Here is a 15,389-nt window from a genome sequence, read left to right on the forward strand (position 1 = left end):
ATGTTCCGTTGTGGTTGACGCGCCATTTGACAGATATGAATGAAATGAACTCGAGTGATTTCGAAGCCCTTCTTTCGGCGCAACGTAGCGCCATGATTCGCGATATTCCTTCATCGACCTCCAGCGCGTCGGCCGAAGCACCGACGCTCACCAAGGCTGAACTTGCCGAGCTGCTGTTCGACAATGTCGGGCTCAACAAGCGGGAAGCGAAGGACATGGTCGAGGCGTTCTTCGAGGTGATTCGCGACGCGCTCGAGAGCGGCGACAGCGTGAAGCTGTCCGGCTTCGGCAACTTCCAGTTGCGCGACAAGCCGCAGCGTCCCGGCAGAAATCCGAAAACGGGCGAGGCGATTCCTATCGCCGCGCGCCGCGTCGTGACGTTCCATGCAAGTCAAAAGCTGAAGGCGCTGGTTGAGAACGGCGTCGAAGAGAGCTTCGCGCGTTGATCGCATCGCGCGCCCCGCGCAACCACTACGACGGTTTAACCGACCGCTAACTGACGATGACAGCGACGATGGAAAAAGTCGTCTTGCCTCCGATTCCCGCGAAGCGCTACTTCACGATCGGTGAAGTGAGCGAATTGTGCGGCGTGAAGCCACATGTGCTGCGGTATTGGGAGCAGGAGTTCACGCAGTTGCGTCCAGTGAAGCGCCGGGGCAATCGGCGGTACTATCAGCATCATGAAGTGCTGCTGATCCGGCGGATCCGCGAGTTGTTGTACGAGCAGGGCTTCACGATCAACGGTGCGCGCAACCGGCTCGATTCGCATGGGCCCGTGCAGGGTGCGGAAGGCGAGGGCGAGGTCGTCGAAGGGACGGTTGTGCAGCCGACCACCGCCACCGTCGACGTCGATCAGTTGCGCAAGGAGTTGTTGCAGGTGATCGACCTGCTCGGACATTGAAGAATTTATTGCGGTTGTCGATTGTTGCAGTTCTATTCGCGTGAAGTGTCTGTTATACTTTCACGCTTTCGGGGCGTAGCGCAGCCTGGTAGCGTACCTGCATGGGGTGCAGGTGGTCGGAGGTTCAAATCCTCTCGCCCCGACCAGATGGACAAAAGGACTTACGGTGCAAGCCGTAAGTCCTTTTTTTCTTTGTATCGGTCGTCGCCGTCAGTAGGCATCTATAGAACGAGAAGACGCAAGTGCATCGGTATCCTGATTAACATCCCTGCCATCGTCGTCGCCCTGCGCATGCTCTCAAAGCCGTCAGCGGACAAGGCATCGCCGCCTCACTTCCCCGCCTGAGCCTGATACGCTCCCAGCGCCGCTCCGAGCTCCTCGTCGGTGACAGCGGGCGTGATGGTGAACTCAAAGATATCGCCCCACTGCAGCATCCACGCCGCCATGGGCGCGGTGTTTTCCGCCTCGATGATCGCGCACCCGCTCAGCTCGCCGATCGAATGCCATCGTCCGAGCATCTTGATGCCATCGGGTGGCAAGGCGCCGCCCGTTTTCATGAAACGTTCGATGGCCGACTGTTGCGCCGTTGGCTGCCCGTTCCACTGAACAATGAACTTCATTGGAGACCTCCACTCGACTCGCGACGGTGCCGGCCAGTGGCAAGCCGTCACCGCGACAGACGCCGCCGCATGCGGCGCATGGGAGCCTGCATCGGGCGCGGATTCGTCTTACGTTATCCAACATTCCGTGCCGCCACCGTGGCGCTCTAAAGCTCGCTTCAAAGAATGATAGGCAGCGTCTGGGCAACTTCCATCGGCGAAGCAGCAAATTCGATCCACCTCTGCGCGACATCCCGCATTCGACCGAGCGCACCCCGCCGCTTTAAGTTTCCGTTAAGGCTGCGCTCATAGAGTATTTCCGCGTTCGGACGATGCTGTCGGTGCTGCGAGTAGTCGTCCGACGCTTCTTGGTCCGCCGGGGGGCGAACCAGACGAAGACCATCGTCGATGCGCATTCGACCGCCGCAAGGGTGCCAGATGGCGTGTGGTAAGCGGCCGATCAGCCTTCGCCCGAGGGCTGTGGGGGACGGCCATTCGAACCCGGCGCTTCGCCGGGTTTTTTCTTTTTCGACGCAAACGTCGGAACGATCCGATCCTGTTTTATTTCCGCTGCAATCGCAGATGCCTTCATCGCAATGCAGGGATCGAAAGCACTTCGACTATTGCCGCGTACAAGGTCATCGTGGTCGTCCGCATTTTCCATTCCTCCGCCAGGATCCGCTGCGTGTCAATCACACTACCGCGATCTCGAGCTGCCTGCCGAGGGCTTCCAACGCCTCTGCGATCGTGTCGATTTTCGTCGCATGCTTGATGTCGACGATGCGATTTACGACCTGTGGACTTGTGCCAAGCCGTCGCGCAAGGTCTGAAGGTGTCACCTTCTGCGCGATCATTTCGTTCAGAAGCAACACCTTCGCCGACACGCTGGCGGGCAGCGCGACCAACTCTTCGCCCCGTTTTGCCTTCAACGGCGTTGGCACAGGGCGCCTATCCTCGAAATAGAAGTCCATTGCCGCCAGAAGCGCGTCGGCGGCCATTGCGCGGGCTTCTTCCATCGTCTCGCCGCTCGTCAATGCCTCCGGGATGTCCCGAAACGACACCGCGAAGCCATCGCCATCCGGTTCGAACAGGGCTGGGTAACGCAACATAGTGCACTCCATTGTTTGAGAAACGGTGCGAAGAAAGCCCCTTTCGGGGCTCCCTTCACTTCAGACCAAGTCGATTGAGCAGAAGCGGAACTTCAGCGGCGCGTGGAAGAGCCTGCAGCTATGCCTAATTCCATGCCGGACGTTCTTCGAGCCGAATTATGAAACTGGAAAGCCGGTACGCGCGAAGATCGGCATGGCGAACGGCGATCCGCTTGCGATCGCGGGCCTGTGGCGTTCATGGAAGGAGGTCGATGGGTCGCAGACTTTGGCGTTCACCATATTGACGGTCAACTCGGCTGAGCACTCGCTTATGAATCGTTTCCACAAGCCGGGCGATGAAAAGCGTTCAGTCGTAATCGTTCCTCCGACCGAGTACGGCGACTGGCTGTACTGCCGTTCGACCGACGAGGCGCGATCGTTTCTGAATCTCTATCCGGCCGAAGCGATGCACGCCGAGCCATTCCCGCTGCCCCCGCGAAAGCCAAAACAGCAGTCAGAGGAAGGCCCGGAGCAGACGACACTACTCGATTGAAACTCAGCGATGCTCAAGCCGGGGTTCCGATAGTCGGCGCTTCCCGCTTCTTAACTCTCAGCAGCGCCTTCATCCACTTCGTGATGCAGCGCTCGGCGACGAACCATAGCACGACCGAGGCCGCGATCGTCACGCCCCAGTAGAGCGCGAACTGCGCTTTCATTGTCCAGTCAGTCGGCCACCAGATCATCGACGGATTCAGTTGCAGGACGCGCACGATCAGTTGATGGACGAGGTACATAGCGAAGCTGACTTCGCCGAGCTTGCGCAGCGCCCATACCGACAGCGCACGCGCGACATACCCTTCACCGCGCGCGAGCATGAACACGCCGACTGCATAGAAGGGTGCCGAGCCGCTCACTGTGATCCACGTGCGCGCCGCTTCGTCGATGTACCCTGCGTGTGCGAGACGCCAGGCAAGGCCCGGCATCTTTAGCGATCCGAGCAGGATTAGCAGCACGCCGATTACTTCGGCGCTCGTCGACATCCACTTACCGGCGAACTGCTGGCCGTAGAGCTTCCACGTGTGACCGGCCGTCATGCCGAGCACGAATTCGATGAGGTGCGCAGGCGGCCAGATGTATACCCACGATGCGACCGACAGACTGTCTCGACCATCGAAGCCAGTGGCATCCGTGGTGTTGACGAGGCTCATGGCGTAGATCACTAGTAGCGCGGATACGCCGAGCTTCACCTTCCACGTGCGCGAGAAGTCCGCGGTCAGCACCGGGAACGCCGCGTAGAAGAACAGTTCGACTGAAAGTGTCCATGCGACGCTATTGAAAGCAAAGAAGCCCGACGGCGTAGGATCCCATGCCTGCAACAGCGCGGCATTGGCCACCCACGTTTCCATCGGCGGATCATAGGCAATGCCGATGCCCATGACGAACAACGCATAGAAGACCAGCATCGTAATGATGTGCGCCGGCCAGATCTTGGCGATGCGGTTGAACAGGAACCGGAAGCCTTCGCCGATGCCGCTGATGTTCCCGTACTGGTACGTCAGGATGAAGCCCGACAGCACAAAGAAAAACGTGACGCCCTGGATCAGGACGTACTTCGCGGCTAACGCCTCGCCAAGATGAAAATAGGGGATCGAATGCTCAAGTACGATTGCCGCCGCTGCGAAAAAACGCAACGAGGTAAGCGCGGGCAGCAAATGCTGTCTCATTATTGTTGTCTCTCGAAATGTATTTGTAAGAATACCGAGAGTTTAGCGTAATCGTTTCCGGTTTGCTTATGGCGTTACGTTCCTAGTGGCAAATGTTGCCGTTTCCACTACGTGTTTTTCATCTGAGGAATACCGGTTATTGGTCTCGGCCTCGCGCAGCAATGGCTCTCCCGACGCCTTGGCGCGCGCCCGAAAATCTGTATGGATATACAGTAGAATATGCGGTGACATGAATCCAAAACGCCGTTGTAAGTGTCTGATTTCGTTAGTGCGCTATTGTGCATTTCGTGGACGCGCAACGCCTCTCAAATTATTATTTAACTCGTTGATTTAAGGTCATATTTTGGCTTCAAACAACCTAATCCGAATTCGAGGCGCACGCCAGCACAACCTGAAGAACGTCGATCTCGACCTGCGCACGGGCGAAATGACCGTCGTGACGGGACCGTCGGGCTCGGGCAAGTCGAGCCTCGTGTTCGATACGCTGTACGCCGAAGGGCAGCGGCGCTATGTCGAAACCTTCAGCGCGTATGCCCGCCAGTTTCTCGACCGGATGGACCGGCCGCAGGTCGACCGCGTCGACGGCGTGCCGCCCGCTATCGCGATCGACCAGACGAACCCGGTGCGCAGCTCGCGTTCGACGGTCGGCACGATGACGGAGCTGAACGACCATCTGAAGCTGCTCTACGCGCGCGCTGCCGAGCTGTTCGATCGCAAGACGGCGCAGGCCGTTCGCCACGATTCGCCCGAAACGATTTACGCCGAACTGAGCGCGCGCACGGCGGGTGATGATCCGCGTGTCGTCGTCACGTTTCCCGTCGAGCTACCGGACTCGACGAGCGAAGCGGAAGTCGAGCAATGGCTTTCCGCGAGCGGCTACACACGTGTCCAGGCACAGCGCGAAATTCCGTCGCCGACGGGTATGCGCAAGGTGCTCGACGTCGTCGCCGATCGCTTCCGTCTCCACCAGGTCGAAAAGGCGCGCGTGGTCGAAGCGATCGAGGCGTCGCTGAAGCGCGGCGGCGGGCGCGTGAACGTCTATGTGCTGGCGCAGGAAGGCGCGCAAGGCGAGCCGGCTGGGCAGCAAATCTGGCGTTTCTCGACGGGCCTGCACAATCCCGACAGCGACCTGCGCTATGCCGATCCGCAGCCCGCGTTGTTCTCGTTCAACTCGGCCTACGGTGCGTGCGACACCTGCCGGGGCTTCGGGCGCGTAATCGGCGTCGACCTGGGGCTCGTGATCCCCGACGAACGCAAGACGCTGCGTGGCGGCGCGATCAAGCCGATGCAGACACCGGCGTGGAAAGAATGCCAGGACGACCTGATGCGCTATTCGGCGAAAGCGGGCATCCGTCGCGACACGCAGTGGTCGGAACTCACTGAAGCCGAGCGCGACTGGGTCATCAACGGCTCGCCGGATTGGGATGGCGACTGGCAGAAGCAGTGGTACGGCGTGAAGCGCTTCTTCGGCTACCTCGAATCGAAAGCGTACAAGATGCACATCCGCGTGCTGCTGTCGAAATATCGCAGCTACACGCCGTGCGAGACATGCGGCGGCGCACGTCTGAAAACGGAATCGCTGCTGTGGCGCCTCGGCTCGAAACAGAACGCGGACGCCGTGCTTGAACCTGCGCAGCGCTTCATGCCGCGCGGCGTCGACTGGAACCGCGCGCAGCTCGAAGCGTTGCCGGGCCTGACGGTCCATGATCTGATGCTGCTGCCCATCGAGCGCATTCGCCGCTTTTTCGACGAGATCACGCTGCCGAGCGCACTGCTCGACGACGCGCTGAAATTGCTGCTCGCCGAAGTGCGCACACGCCTCAAGTATCTGTGCGATGTGGGGCTGGGCTATCTGACGCTCGATCGCCAGAGCCGCACGCTTTCAGGCGGCGAGGTGCAGCGGATCAACCTGACGACGGCACTCGGCACGTCGCTGACCAAGACGCTCTTCGTGCTCGACGAGCCGAGTATTGGCCTGCACCCGCGCGACCTGAACCGGATCGTCGAGGCGATGCAACGTCTGCGTGACGCGGGCAATACGCTCGTCGTCGTCGAACACGATCCGTCCGTGATGCTTGCCGCCGATCGCCTGATCGACATGGGACCCGGTCCGGGGGAGCGCGGCGGCACGATCATTTACGACGGCACGCCCAACGACATTCGCTCGGCCGGCACGCTGACGGGCGAGTATCTGGGCGGACGCAAGCACGTTGCGGACGTGGCGCACTGGGCGCGACGACCCGTCGACGAAAGCACGCCGCGCATCGTGCTGGAAGGCGCGCGTCAGCACAATCTGCGCGATGTGACTGTCGACATTCCGTTGCAGCGTCTCGTGTGCGTGACGGGCGTTTCGGGCTCGGGCAAATCGACGCTGATCCAGGACGTGTTGAATCCGGCGCTGTCGCGGCAACTCGGCAAGGCCACGGAAGCGCCGGGCGCTCACCGAAGCCTGACGGGCATCGAGCAGATCAGCGACGCCGTGTTCGTCGATCAGTCGCCGATCGGCAAGACGACGCGCTCGAACCCGGCAAGCTACGTCGGCGCGTTCGACGAAATCCGCAAGCTGTTCGCGAAGGCGCCGCTCGCGCTGCAACGCGGCTATGGCGCGGGCGTGTTCAGCTTCAATTCGGGCGATGGCCGTTGTCCGACTTGCGGCGGCTCAGGCTTCGAACATATCGAAATGCAGTTTTTGAGCGACGTCTATCTGCGCTGTCCGGACTGCGACGGCAGCCGCTACAGGCCCGAAGTGCTGGAAGTGAAGATCGAACGCGAACGGCGCGAACTAAGCATCGCCGACGTGCTCGAACTGACGGTGCACGAGGCCGTCGGCCTGTTTGCGGGCGACGGCGAAGTGTTGCGCGTGTTGCAGCCCATCGTCGATGTCGGTCTCGAATACGTGAAGCTCGGGCAGCCGGTGCCGACACTGTCGGGCGGCGAGGCGCAGCGGCTCAAGCTCGCTGGCTTTCTCGCGGAAACGGCTCAGGCGCGCACGGCCCGCGGCGGCACGAAGCAGGCGAGCGCGGCGCGTCTCTTCATGTTCGACGAGCCGACCACGGGTCTCCATTTCGACGACATCGCCAAGCTGATGCAGGCATTCGGCAAGCTGCTCGCGGGCGGTCATTCGCTGATCGTGATCGAGCACAACCTCGACGTGATTCGCGCGGCTGACTGGCTGATCGATCTCGGTCCGGAAGGAGGCGACGGTGGCGGCCTCGTCGTGTGTGCGGGCACGCCGGAAGACGTCAAGCGATGCCCCGATTCGCACACGGGCGCGGCGCTCGTGCAATACGATGGCGCGATGGGGCAAATCATCGAGCCTACAGAAGCAGCCGAAAAAGCCGAAGCCGCAACGCAGGGCACGCCGTTACAAACGGCGCTGAATGCGGCGCGCGCGCGGCGCGCAGTGGAAGGCGAAGACGTCGTGCGCATCGTGAACGCACGCGAGCACAACCTGAAAGCGCTCGACGTCGACATTCCGCACGGCAAGTTCAACGTGATCACGGGCGTATCGGGTTCCGGCAAGTCGACGCTCGCATTCGACATCCTGTTTCACGAAGGGCAGCGCCGCTATCTGGAGTCGCTGAATGCGTATGCGCGCTCGATCGTGCAGCCGGCTGGCCGTCCCGAAGTCGACGCCGTGTACGGCATTCCGCCGACAGTCGCAATCGAGCAGCGTTTGTCGCGCGGCGGCCGCAAGAGCACCGTCGCGACCACATCGGAGGTGTGGCACTTCCTGCGGCTGTTGTATGTGAAGCTTGGCATCCAGCACTGCATCCATGACGGCGCGCCCGTCACGTCGCAAAGCGTCGAATCGATCGTCGCCCAACTGATGCGTGACCACAAAGGCGAACATGTCGGCTTGCTCGCGCCGCTCGTCGTGAACCGCAAGGGTGTCTATACCGATCTCGCGAAGTGGGCGAAGGCGCGTGGCAATACGCATCTGCGCGTCGATGGCGAGTTCGTGCCTGCCGACCCGTGGCCGAAGCTCGACCGATTCCGCGAACATACGATCGAGCTGCCCGTCGGCGACATTGTCGTGTCGGCGGACAAGGAAGCGGAGCTGCGCCGCCTGCTCGAAGAAACCCTCGAGGCAGGCAAGGGCGTGATGCATCTGCTCGCGCCGCTCGACGGCCTCGAACATGCGATGACCAGCAACGGCACGACTGCTCACGTCGGCGAAGTTAAGGTGCTCTCCGTCAAGCGGGCGTGCCCGGTGTGCGGCACCAGCTACCCGGAACTCGATCCGCGCATGTTCTCTTATAACAGCAAGCATGGGTGGTGCACGACCTGTGTCGGTACGGGACTCGCGTTGACGCGCGAGCAGCGCGCGGCCTACGACGACACCGTGCTCGTCGACGACAATCGCGGCCGCGAGCAGACCTTGCCGTCAGACGAGCAGGAGCCGGAGGGCGTCGGCGAAGAGCCGTGTCCGGATTGCCATGGCACGCGCCTGAATCCGCCAGCACGCGCGGTGACGTTCGACGAAACGTCCATCGTCGACGTCGCGCAGTGGACCGTGTCGGACACGCGCCGCTGGATCGATGAGCTCCAACTGGAAGGCCGCGACGCCGAGATCGCGCGCGATGTGATCAGCGAAATCGGCAGCCGGTTGCAGTTTCTCGAAGAAGTGGGCCTTGGCTATCTGAGTCTCGATCGCGCGGCGCCTAGTCTGTCGGGCGGCGAAGCGCAGCGTATCCGTCTCGCCGCGCAGCTCGGCAGCAATCTGCAGGGCGTCTGCTATGTGCTCGATGAACCGACGATCGGCTTGCATCCACGCGACAACCAGATTCTTCTGAACGCGCTGCGCAAGCTCGGCGACAAGGGCAATACGCTCGTCGTCGTCGAGCACGACGAGGACACCATTCGCCGCGCAGATCACATCATCGACATCGGTCCGGGCGCGGGCAAGCGTGGCGGTACGCTGGTCGCGCAGGGGCGCGTCGGCGATCTGTCTGCGCAGTCCAGTTCGCTGACGGGCCAGTTCCTCGCGCAACCGATCCTGCATCCGTTGCAGGCGCGGCGCGCTGTATCGGTCGAGACGAAACGCGCGCCGGCCGTGCCCGACAACTGGCTAACCGTGCATGGCGCGACGCTGCACAATCTGCGGGGCGTGACGGTCGGAATACCGCTGGGGCGCCTCGTCGCGGTGACGGGTGTGAGCGGATCGGGCAAATCGACCCTCGCTCGCGACGTGTTGATGACGAATTTGCTCGATGCCGTCGGGCGGTCCGTGTTGTCGTCGCCAGCGGTGCGGCGTGCCCGCAAGGCCGCGCAAGCCGAACAGACTGAACAGTCTGCCGCGGCGAACCGCCCGTCAAGCGTGCTCGCGCGCAGCGCGCCGAAGCCGTCGCTGAACGTCTCTCACGTGTGGCAAGGGTGCGAGTCCATCAGCGGTTTCGAATCGATCGACCGCGTGCTCGAAGTCGATCAGACGCCGATCGGCAAAACGCCGCGCTCGTGTCCCGCGACGTATATCGGCGTGTGGGACACGATCCGGCGTCTCTTTGCCGACACGCTCGAAGCGCGGGCACGCGGCTATACGGCGTCGCGCTTCTCGTTCAATACGGGCGAGGGTCGCTGTCCCGCGTGCGAAGGGCAAGGCGTGCGCACGATCGGCATGAGTTTCCTGCCTGATGTGAAGGTGCCGTGCGACGTATGTCATGGGCAACGCTTCAATCCGGAAACGCTCGCGGTCACGTGGCGCGGCAAAAACATCGGCGACGTGCTGACGATGGAAATCGACGAGGCCGTCGATTTCTTCGCGTCGATGTCGAACATCGCGCATCCGCTGCAGTTGATGAAGGACGTCGGCCTCGGCTATCTGACGCTTGGCCAGCCGTCGCCGACGTTGTCGGGTGGCGAGGCGCAGCGCATCAAGCTCGTTACCGAACTGAGCAAGGTGCGCGACGACATCACCCGGCGCGGGCAGAAGGCGCCACATACGCTGTACGTGCTCGACGAGCCGACGGTCGGTCTGCATATGGCCGACGTCGCGAAGCTGATTCGCGTGCTGCACAGGCTGGCCGATGCTGGGCATAGCGTCGTCGTGATCGAACATGATCTGGACGTGATCGCGGAAGCCGACTGGATCATCGATCTCGGACCGGAAGGCGGCGTGGGCGGCGGTTCGATCGTTGCGGCGACGGACCCCGAAGGTTTGGTGCGCGTTGCGGCAAGCCATACCGGGCGCGCACTGGAGCCGGTGCTGGCTCGCGCCGCACGCATGTCCGACGAGGACGCCGACGGCAAGCGAGCCAGCGCAGGGTAAGACGGACAATGGGCAACACGACCATGCACACACGTCACAGCGCGGCTTTCACTGCGATTCTGGCGGCCGTCCTCTTCGGCGCGACCACGCCGTTCGCGAAGGCGCTGCTCGGCGCGTTGTCGCCGTTCATGGTGGCGGGGCTGTTCTATCTAGGCAGCGGGGTTGGACTCGCCATCGCAATTCTCATCCGGCGATTGTGGCGCGGGAAGGACGCTGATCATGCAGACGCGCATCCGATGCCTCTGGCAGAAGTGCCCTGGCTGATCGGCGCAATCGCTGCGGGCGGCATGGCCGGGCCGGCGCTTCTGATGTTCGGCCTGAACGCGACACCTGCCGCAACGGCTTCGCTGCTGCTGAACCTCGAAGGCGTGTTCACTGCGCTGATCGCGTGGGTCGTGTTTCGCGAGAACGTCGACATGCGGGTGTTTCTCGGCATGGTCGCGATCGTCGCGGGCGGGGTGCTGCTGTCATGGCAGCCAGGAGGAGGCGGAGCGGGAGCGGGCGCGTCGCTGGTTGCTACGGCCTGTCTGTGTTGGGCCATCGACAACAATCTGACGCGCAAGGTCTCGAACAACGACGCGATGATCATCGCGTGCGTGAAGGGGCTGGTCGCGGGTTCTGTCAACACGGGCATCGCGCTGTTGTCGGGCGCACACGTGCCGGCAGCGGGACTGATCGTCGCGTCGATGGGAGCCGGTTTTGCGGGCTACGGCGTGAGCCTCGTGCTGTTCGTGGTCGCGCTGCGGCATCTTGGCTCGGCGCGCACGGGCGCGTATTTCTCGGTGGCGCCGTTGTTCGGCGTCGCCATTTCGTTTGCGCTGTGGCCCGAGAGGCCGCCTCTATTCGTCTGGATCGCAGCGGCGTTGATGGCGCTTGGCATCTGGCTGCATTTGCGCGAGCGCCATATGCACGAGCACACGCACGACGCGCTCGAGCACAACCATCGGCATCGGCACGACGAGCATCATCAGCATGCACACGATTTCGACTGGGACGGTACGGAGCCGCATACGCACCCACACCGTCATGCGCGCATCACGCACATGCACGCTCACTTTCCCGACATCCATCATCGGCATCGGCACTGACGGGAGCTTAACGATGCCGTCGCCACACACATGCGGGCGCGAAGCGCGGATCGGACCCGTCCACGCAGATCCGCGCGCAAGCAACGACGGCGCAACGCGTCTATATTGACCGTCTGTTTGCCGATCAACGACGAGGACCTTTCATGCCTGACCCATCCGTTTTTCCGATCGCGAAGAAGTGGCCCGCTGAGCATCCCGAGCGCATCCAGCTCTACTCGCTGCCGACGCCCAACGGCGTCAAGGTGTCGATCATGCTGGAGGAGACGGGTCTCGCATACGAGCCGCATCTGGTGCGCTTCGATGCGAACGATCAGATGTCGACGGAATTCCTGTCGCTCAATCCGAACAACAAGATTCCCGCGATCATCGACCCGAACGGACCCGATGGCGAGCCGCTGCCGCTGTTCGAGTCGGGCGCGATCCTGATCTATCTCGCGGACAAGTCGGGCAAGTTGCTGCCAAAGCGTGCGTCGGATCGCTACGAGACGATTCAATGGCTGATGTTCCAGATGGGGGGCATCGGGCCGATGTTCGGCCAGGTCGGTTTCTTCAACAAGTTCGCGGGCAAGGAGTACGAAGACAAACGCCCGCGCGACCGCTACGTCAATGAATCGAAGCGGCTGCTCAACGTGCTGAACGAGCGGCTCGCGACGCGCAAGTGGATCATGGGCGACGAGTACACGATCGCCGATATCGCGACGTTTCCGTGGGTGCGCAATCTGATCGGGTTCTACGAGGCGGCCGATCTGGTCGAGATCGACAACTATCCGCACGTGAAGCGCGCGCTCGATGCGTTTCTCGCGCGCCCCGCTGTTGTGAGGGGGCTGGATATTCCAAAGCGCTTATAAGCAGCCATCCGCAAGGATTCGACAAAACAAAAAAGTCCGTGCCATTTTCGCCGGCACGGACTTTCTCTCTTTTGGGTCCTTCCCGCAAAGCGTTACATGCCGAGCGCCGGATCGCTCATGGTCGCCTTGCCCGTCTCCACGTGACCGGCATAGCGGCGCACGAACGACGCATCGCTATCGACGGTGATCGTCAGGTCGTACCAGCCGTACACGTGACGCAGATCGAGATACACGGTGTCGCTATCGCCGCCGCGAACCGTGTGCTCGACGGGACTGCTCGCGTCATACGCATTGACGATCGTGAACTGGCAGCGCGCATTGCCGTCGTTCTTCAAGCGCAACTGCAAATTGCCGTTGGCGACATCGTAGCCCTCGACGACTTCCGGCTTCGCCTGATCGTGGCTGTTCCAGAAATGCTGAGTCGTCTGCTTGCCGGCGAAGCGGCGCAGGAAGCCGTTCGGCCCATGCACCGTGAAGTCATACGTACCATCGGCATTCACGTTGAGCTGATCGACGAGGCGCTTGTTCGCTTCGACCGTGTACGTGCGCGGCGCATTCGCGCTCATCGCCGCGAACACGAGGAAGTTCGCACCGACCTTGCCCGTGTTGACAAAGCGCATCGACAGTTTGCCACTGCTGCTGTCGTCGATGCGCACGAACAGTTCGTACGGCACGGCGCGCGCGGGGCGCACACCCTGTTCCTGCTTCGGCACCGAGCCGACGAGGGGCGGCACCGGAATATAGTCCGCGTGACGGTTCTGGTCCTGTGGCTTGTATGAGGCCGTCGACGGCAGCGTCGGGAACGCATCGTTTGGATTGTCGAAGTTGAACGCCGACGTCAGATCGCCACACACCGCGCGACGCCACGGCGTGATGTTCGGCTCCGACAGATTGTGCCCATGCCCGAAGCGCTTCTCGATGAAGCGGATCACCGACGTGTGATCGAACACTTCCGAGCACACCCAGCCGCCCTTCGACCAAGGCGACACGACGAGCATCGGCACGCGCGGCCCGAGGCCGTACGGACCGGGTGCGTATTTGCCGCTGTTGCCGCCCGGATAGATTTCGTTTGTCGTATCGACGGTCGAGAGGCCGTCCGCGTCCGACGACGGCGCAAACGGCGGCGACACGTGATCGAAGAAGCCGTCGTTCTCGTCGTAGTTGATGAGCAGCACGGTCTTGCTCCACACGTCGGGGTTCGACGTGAGAATCTGCAAGACCTGATCGACGTACCACGCGCCGTAATTCGCAGGCCAGTTCGGATGCTCGGTGTACGCCTCGGGCGCGACGATCCACGACACCTGCGGCAACTGGTTGCTCTGCACATCCTGACGCAGCACGTCGAAGTACGTGCCGCCCGCCGACACGTTCGTGCCCGTGCGTGCCTTCTCATACAACGGACTGCCGGGCTGCGCGTTGCGATACTGATTGAAGTAGAGCAGCGAGTTGTCGCCGTAGTTGCCGATGTACGGATTCTGCGTCCAGCCCCACGAGCCGTTCGCGTCCAGACCCGTGCCGATGTCCTGATAGATCTTCCACGAGATGCCCGCGGCTTGCAGCACTTCGGGATACGTCGACCAGCCGTAGCCCAGTTCCGAGTTGTCGACGACGGGGCCGCCGCCCGAGCCGTCGTTGCCGACCCAGCCGGTCCACATGTAGTAGCGGTTCGGATCGGTCGCGCCCATCAGCGAGCAGTGGTACGCGTCGCATATCGTGAACGAATCGGCAAGCTGATAGTGAAACGGGATGTCGTCGCGCGTGAGATACGCCATCGTCGTCGTGCCCTTGCTCGGCACCCACTGGTCGTTGCGGCCTCCGTTCCACGCGCCGTGCGTCGTGGGCCAGTCGTGCGGCAGGTCTTGCAGGAATTGCAAGCCGAGATTCGGCGCGGTCGGACGGAACGGCAACACTTCGCCGACGCCGCCGACTCCCGGTTGATGCCACACCGGCTTGCCGTTCGGCAGATTGATCGCGCGCGTATCGCCGAAGCCGCGCACGCCTTTGAGCGTGCCGAAGTAGTGGTCGAACGAACGGTTTTCCTGCATCAACACGACGATGTGCTCGACGTCGCGGATGCTGCCCGTCTTGTTGTTGGCGGGAATCGCAAGCGCATTGCGGATGCCGAGGGGCAGCATGCTCAGTGCAGTTGCGCTGCCGGCTGCGTGGGCGGCGGTGCGCAGGAAATCACGGCGGTTCTTTGAGGTCATGTTGGCTTCGATCACGAAGAAGGAAACGGTAAGGGGCGGCTTCCATGAGGGCGAGAAAGCCGTGCTGGGCAGAACTCAATCGACGGTGTGAATCACGGGTGGTGCGAGTACGACGGAATCCGTTGCGCTGTTGCTGACCGGGGATGCAGCGGGCGACTGCGCGGATGTTGACTGCGGGGTTTGAGGCGAGGGACTCGCGGGTGAAGCCGACAGCGTTGGGACGGCGTTGAAGGTCGTCGCGAGGGGCGGTTGCGGCTGACTCTGCGTCTGCTGCTGTTGTTGCCGTTGCTGTGGTCGCTGTGCTTGCGATGCGTCGGCGGAGGCGCCGTCGCTGCATGCCGCAACCGCGATGGATGCCGCGACGACGGCGAGCGCAGGGCGCAAACGCTTGCGTCGCTGGCGACGTGCGGCGGCGTGCAGAGCGGGCATCGTCATCCTCCGGCGTCAGGGTGAGAGCGGCGAAAGGATAGCCAGTGTGTATGTAGGTATTGTGAAGCGAGGGATGAAGCGGAAAAGGAGCAGAAAAGAAGCAGAAAAAGAAGCAGGAATGGAGGGCGGGGAAAACGGCGGGAGAAGAACCGATTGGAAAGTGCGGACGGAAATGCGCTGCATGTGATGCAGCGCGTATTCCGTGTGGCGGTTCAATGACTTGCGTGCGTTATCGGC

At 62.2% G+C, this 15,389-nt stretch carries 12 protein-coding genes and 1 tRNA gene; 7 read left to right on the forward strand and 6 right to left on the reverse strand.

Going from position 1 to position 15,389, the window contains the following annotated elements:
- Positions 1 to 35 precede the first annotated feature (35 nt).
- From AB4Y32_RS12025 to AB4Y32_RS12035, 3 genes are all read left to right on the forward strand, one after another.
- Entirely contained in the window at positions 36 to 446 is a 411-nt protein-coding gene (locus tag AB4Y32_RS12025; RefSeq protein WP_368721569.1) for an integration host factor subunit alpha, read from the forward strand.
- Positions 447 to 502: 56 nt separating this feature from the next.
- Entirely contained in the window at positions 503 to 901 is a 399-nt protein-coding gene (locus AB4Y32_RS12030; protein ID WP_368721570.1) for a MerR family transcriptional regulator, read from the forward strand.
- 69 nt (positions 902 to 970) lie between these two features.
- Positions 971 to 1,047: transfer RNA gene (locus AB4Y32_RS12035), tRNA-Pro, on the forward strand.
- 183 nt (positions 1,048 to 1,230) lie between these two features.
- Here AB4Y32_RS12035 and AB4Y32_RS12040 read toward each other — a convergent pair.
- The 4 genes from AB4Y32_RS12040 to AB4Y32_RS12055 form a co-directional block, all read right to left on the reverse strand.
- Positions 1,231 to 1,521, reverse strand: a complete 291-nt coding sequence (locus AB4Y32_RS12040; protein WP_368721571.1) for a DUF3303 domain-containing protein — start codon at positions 1,519 to 1,521, stop codon at positions 1,231 to 1,233.
- A gap of 158 nt (positions 1,522 to 1,679) precedes the next feature.
- A complete protein-coding gene (locus AB4Y32_RS12045) occupies positions 1,680 to 1,916 on the reverse strand; it encodes a hypothetical protein (protein ID WP_368721572.1) in 237 nt (78 codons plus the stop codon).
- A 44-nt stretch (positions 1,917 to 1,960) separates the two neighbouring features.
- Entirely contained in the window at positions 1,961 to 2,164 is a 204-nt protein-coding gene (locus AB4Y32_RS12050; RefSeq protein ID WP_368721573.1) for a hypothetical protein, read from the reverse strand.
- A gap of 28 nt (positions 2,165 to 2,192) precedes the next feature.
- A complete protein-coding gene (locus tag AB4Y32_RS12055) occupies positions 2,193 to 2,609 on the reverse strand; it encodes a type II toxin-antitoxin system HicB family antitoxin (protein ID WP_368721574.1) in 417 nt (138 codons plus the stop codon).
- Positions 2,610 to 2,634: 25 nt separating this feature from the next.
- Between AB4Y32_RS12055 and AB4Y32_RS12060 the strand changes: the two genes are divergently transcribed.
- A complete protein-coding gene (locus AB4Y32_RS12060; protein WP_368721575.1) occupies positions 2,635 to 3,141 on the forward strand; it encodes an SOS response-associated peptidase family protein in 507 nt (168 codons plus the stop codon).
- Between the two features lie 13 nt (positions 3,142 to 3,154).
- On the opposite strand, the gene AB4Y32_RS12065 is transcribed toward AB4Y32_RS12060, so the two are convergent.
- Complete coding sequence (locus tag AB4Y32_RS12065; protein ID WP_368721576.1) at positions 3,155 to 4,312, reverse strand: acyltransferase family protein; 1,158 nt, start codon at positions 4,310 to 4,312, stop codon at positions 3,155 to 3,157.
- A gap of 343 nt (positions 4,313 to 4,655) precedes the next feature.
- Between AB4Y32_RS12065 and uvrA the strand changes: the two genes are divergently transcribed.
- The 3 genes from uvrA (at position 4,656) to AB4Y32_RS12080 (ending at position 12,516) form a co-directional block, all read left to right on the forward strand.
- Positions 4,656 to 10,580, forward strand: a complete 5,925-nt coding sequence (uvrA, locus tag AB4Y32_RS12070; protein WP_368721577.1) for an excinuclease ABC subunit UvrA — start codon at positions 4,656 to 4,658, stop codon at positions 10,578 to 10,580.
- A 23-nt stretch (positions 10,581 to 10,603) separates the two neighbouring features.
- The gene (locus tag AB4Y32_RS12075; protein WP_368721578.1) at positions 10,604 to 11,668 is read left to right on the forward strand and encodes a DMT family transporter; all 1,065 of its coding nucleotides are present in this window, start codon (positions 10,604 to 10,606) and stop codon (positions 11,666 to 11,668) included.
- A gap of 143 nt (positions 11,669 to 11,811) precedes the next feature.
- On the forward strand, positions 11,812 to 12,516 hold the full coding sequence (locus AB4Y32_RS12080; protein WP_368721579.1) for a glutathione binding-like protein: 705 nt from the start codon (positions 11,812 to 11,814) through the stop codon (positions 12,514 to 12,516).
- A gap of 92 nt (positions 12,517 to 12,608) precedes the next feature.
- On the opposite strand, the gene AB4Y32_RS12085 is transcribed toward AB4Y32_RS12080, so the two are convergent.
- Complete coding sequence (locus AB4Y32_RS12085) at positions 12,609 to 14,723, reverse strand: phosphocholine-specific phospholipase C (RefSeq protein ID WP_368721580.1); 2,115 nt, start codon at positions 14,721 to 14,723, stop codon at positions 12,609 to 12,611.
- Positions 14,724 to 15,389 lie beyond the last annotated feature (666 nt).

The sequence above is a fragment of the Paraburkholderia phymatum genome (genome assembly GCF_040965635.1).
Taxonomy (GTDB): domain Bacteria; phylum Pseudomonadota; class Gammaproteobacteria; order Burkholderiales; family Burkholderiaceae; genus Paraburkholderia; species Paraburkholderia phymatum_B.

Coding starts and splice junctions, on each gene's coding strand:
- AB4Y32_RS12025 (WP_368721569.1), top strand. CDS start 36: ATGAATGAAATGAACTCGAGTGATTTCGAAGCCCTTCTTTCGGCGCAA.
- AB4Y32_RS12030 (WP_368721570.1), top strand. CDS start 503: ATGACAGCGACGATGGAAAAAGTCGTCTTGCCTCCGATTCCCGCGAAG.
- AB4Y32_RS12040 (WP_368721571.1), bottom strand. CDS start 1,521: ATGAAGTTCATTGTTCAGTGGAACGGGCAGCCAACGGCGCAACAGTCG.
- AB4Y32_RS12045 (WP_368721572.1), bottom strand. CDS start 1,916: ATGCGCATCGACGATGGTCTTCGTCTGGTTCGCCCCCCGGCGGACCAA.
- AB4Y32_RS12050 (WP_368721573.1), bottom strand. CDS start 2,164: ATGGAAAATGCGGACGACCACGATGACCTTGTACGCGGCAATAGTCGA.
- AB4Y32_RS12055 (WP_368721574.1), bottom strand. CDS start 2,609: ATGTTGCGTTACCCAGCCCTGTTCGAACCGGATGGCGATGGCTTCGCG.
- AB4Y32_RS12065 (WP_368721576.1), bottom strand. CDS start 4,312: ATGAGACAGCATTTGCTGCCCGCGCTTACCTCGTTGCGTTTTTTCGCA.
- AB4Y32_RS12075 (WP_368721578.1), top strand. CDS start 10,604: ATGCACACACGTCACAGCGCGGCTTTCACTGCGATTCTGGCGGCCGTC.
- AB4Y32_RS12080 (WP_368721579.1), top strand. CDS start 11,812: ATGCCTGACCCATCCGTTTTTCCGATCGCGAAGAAGTGGCCCGCTGAG.
- AB4Y32_RS12085 (WP_368721580.1), bottom strand. CDS start 14,723: ATGACCTCAAAGAACCGCCGTGATTTCCTGCGCACCGCCGCCCACGCA.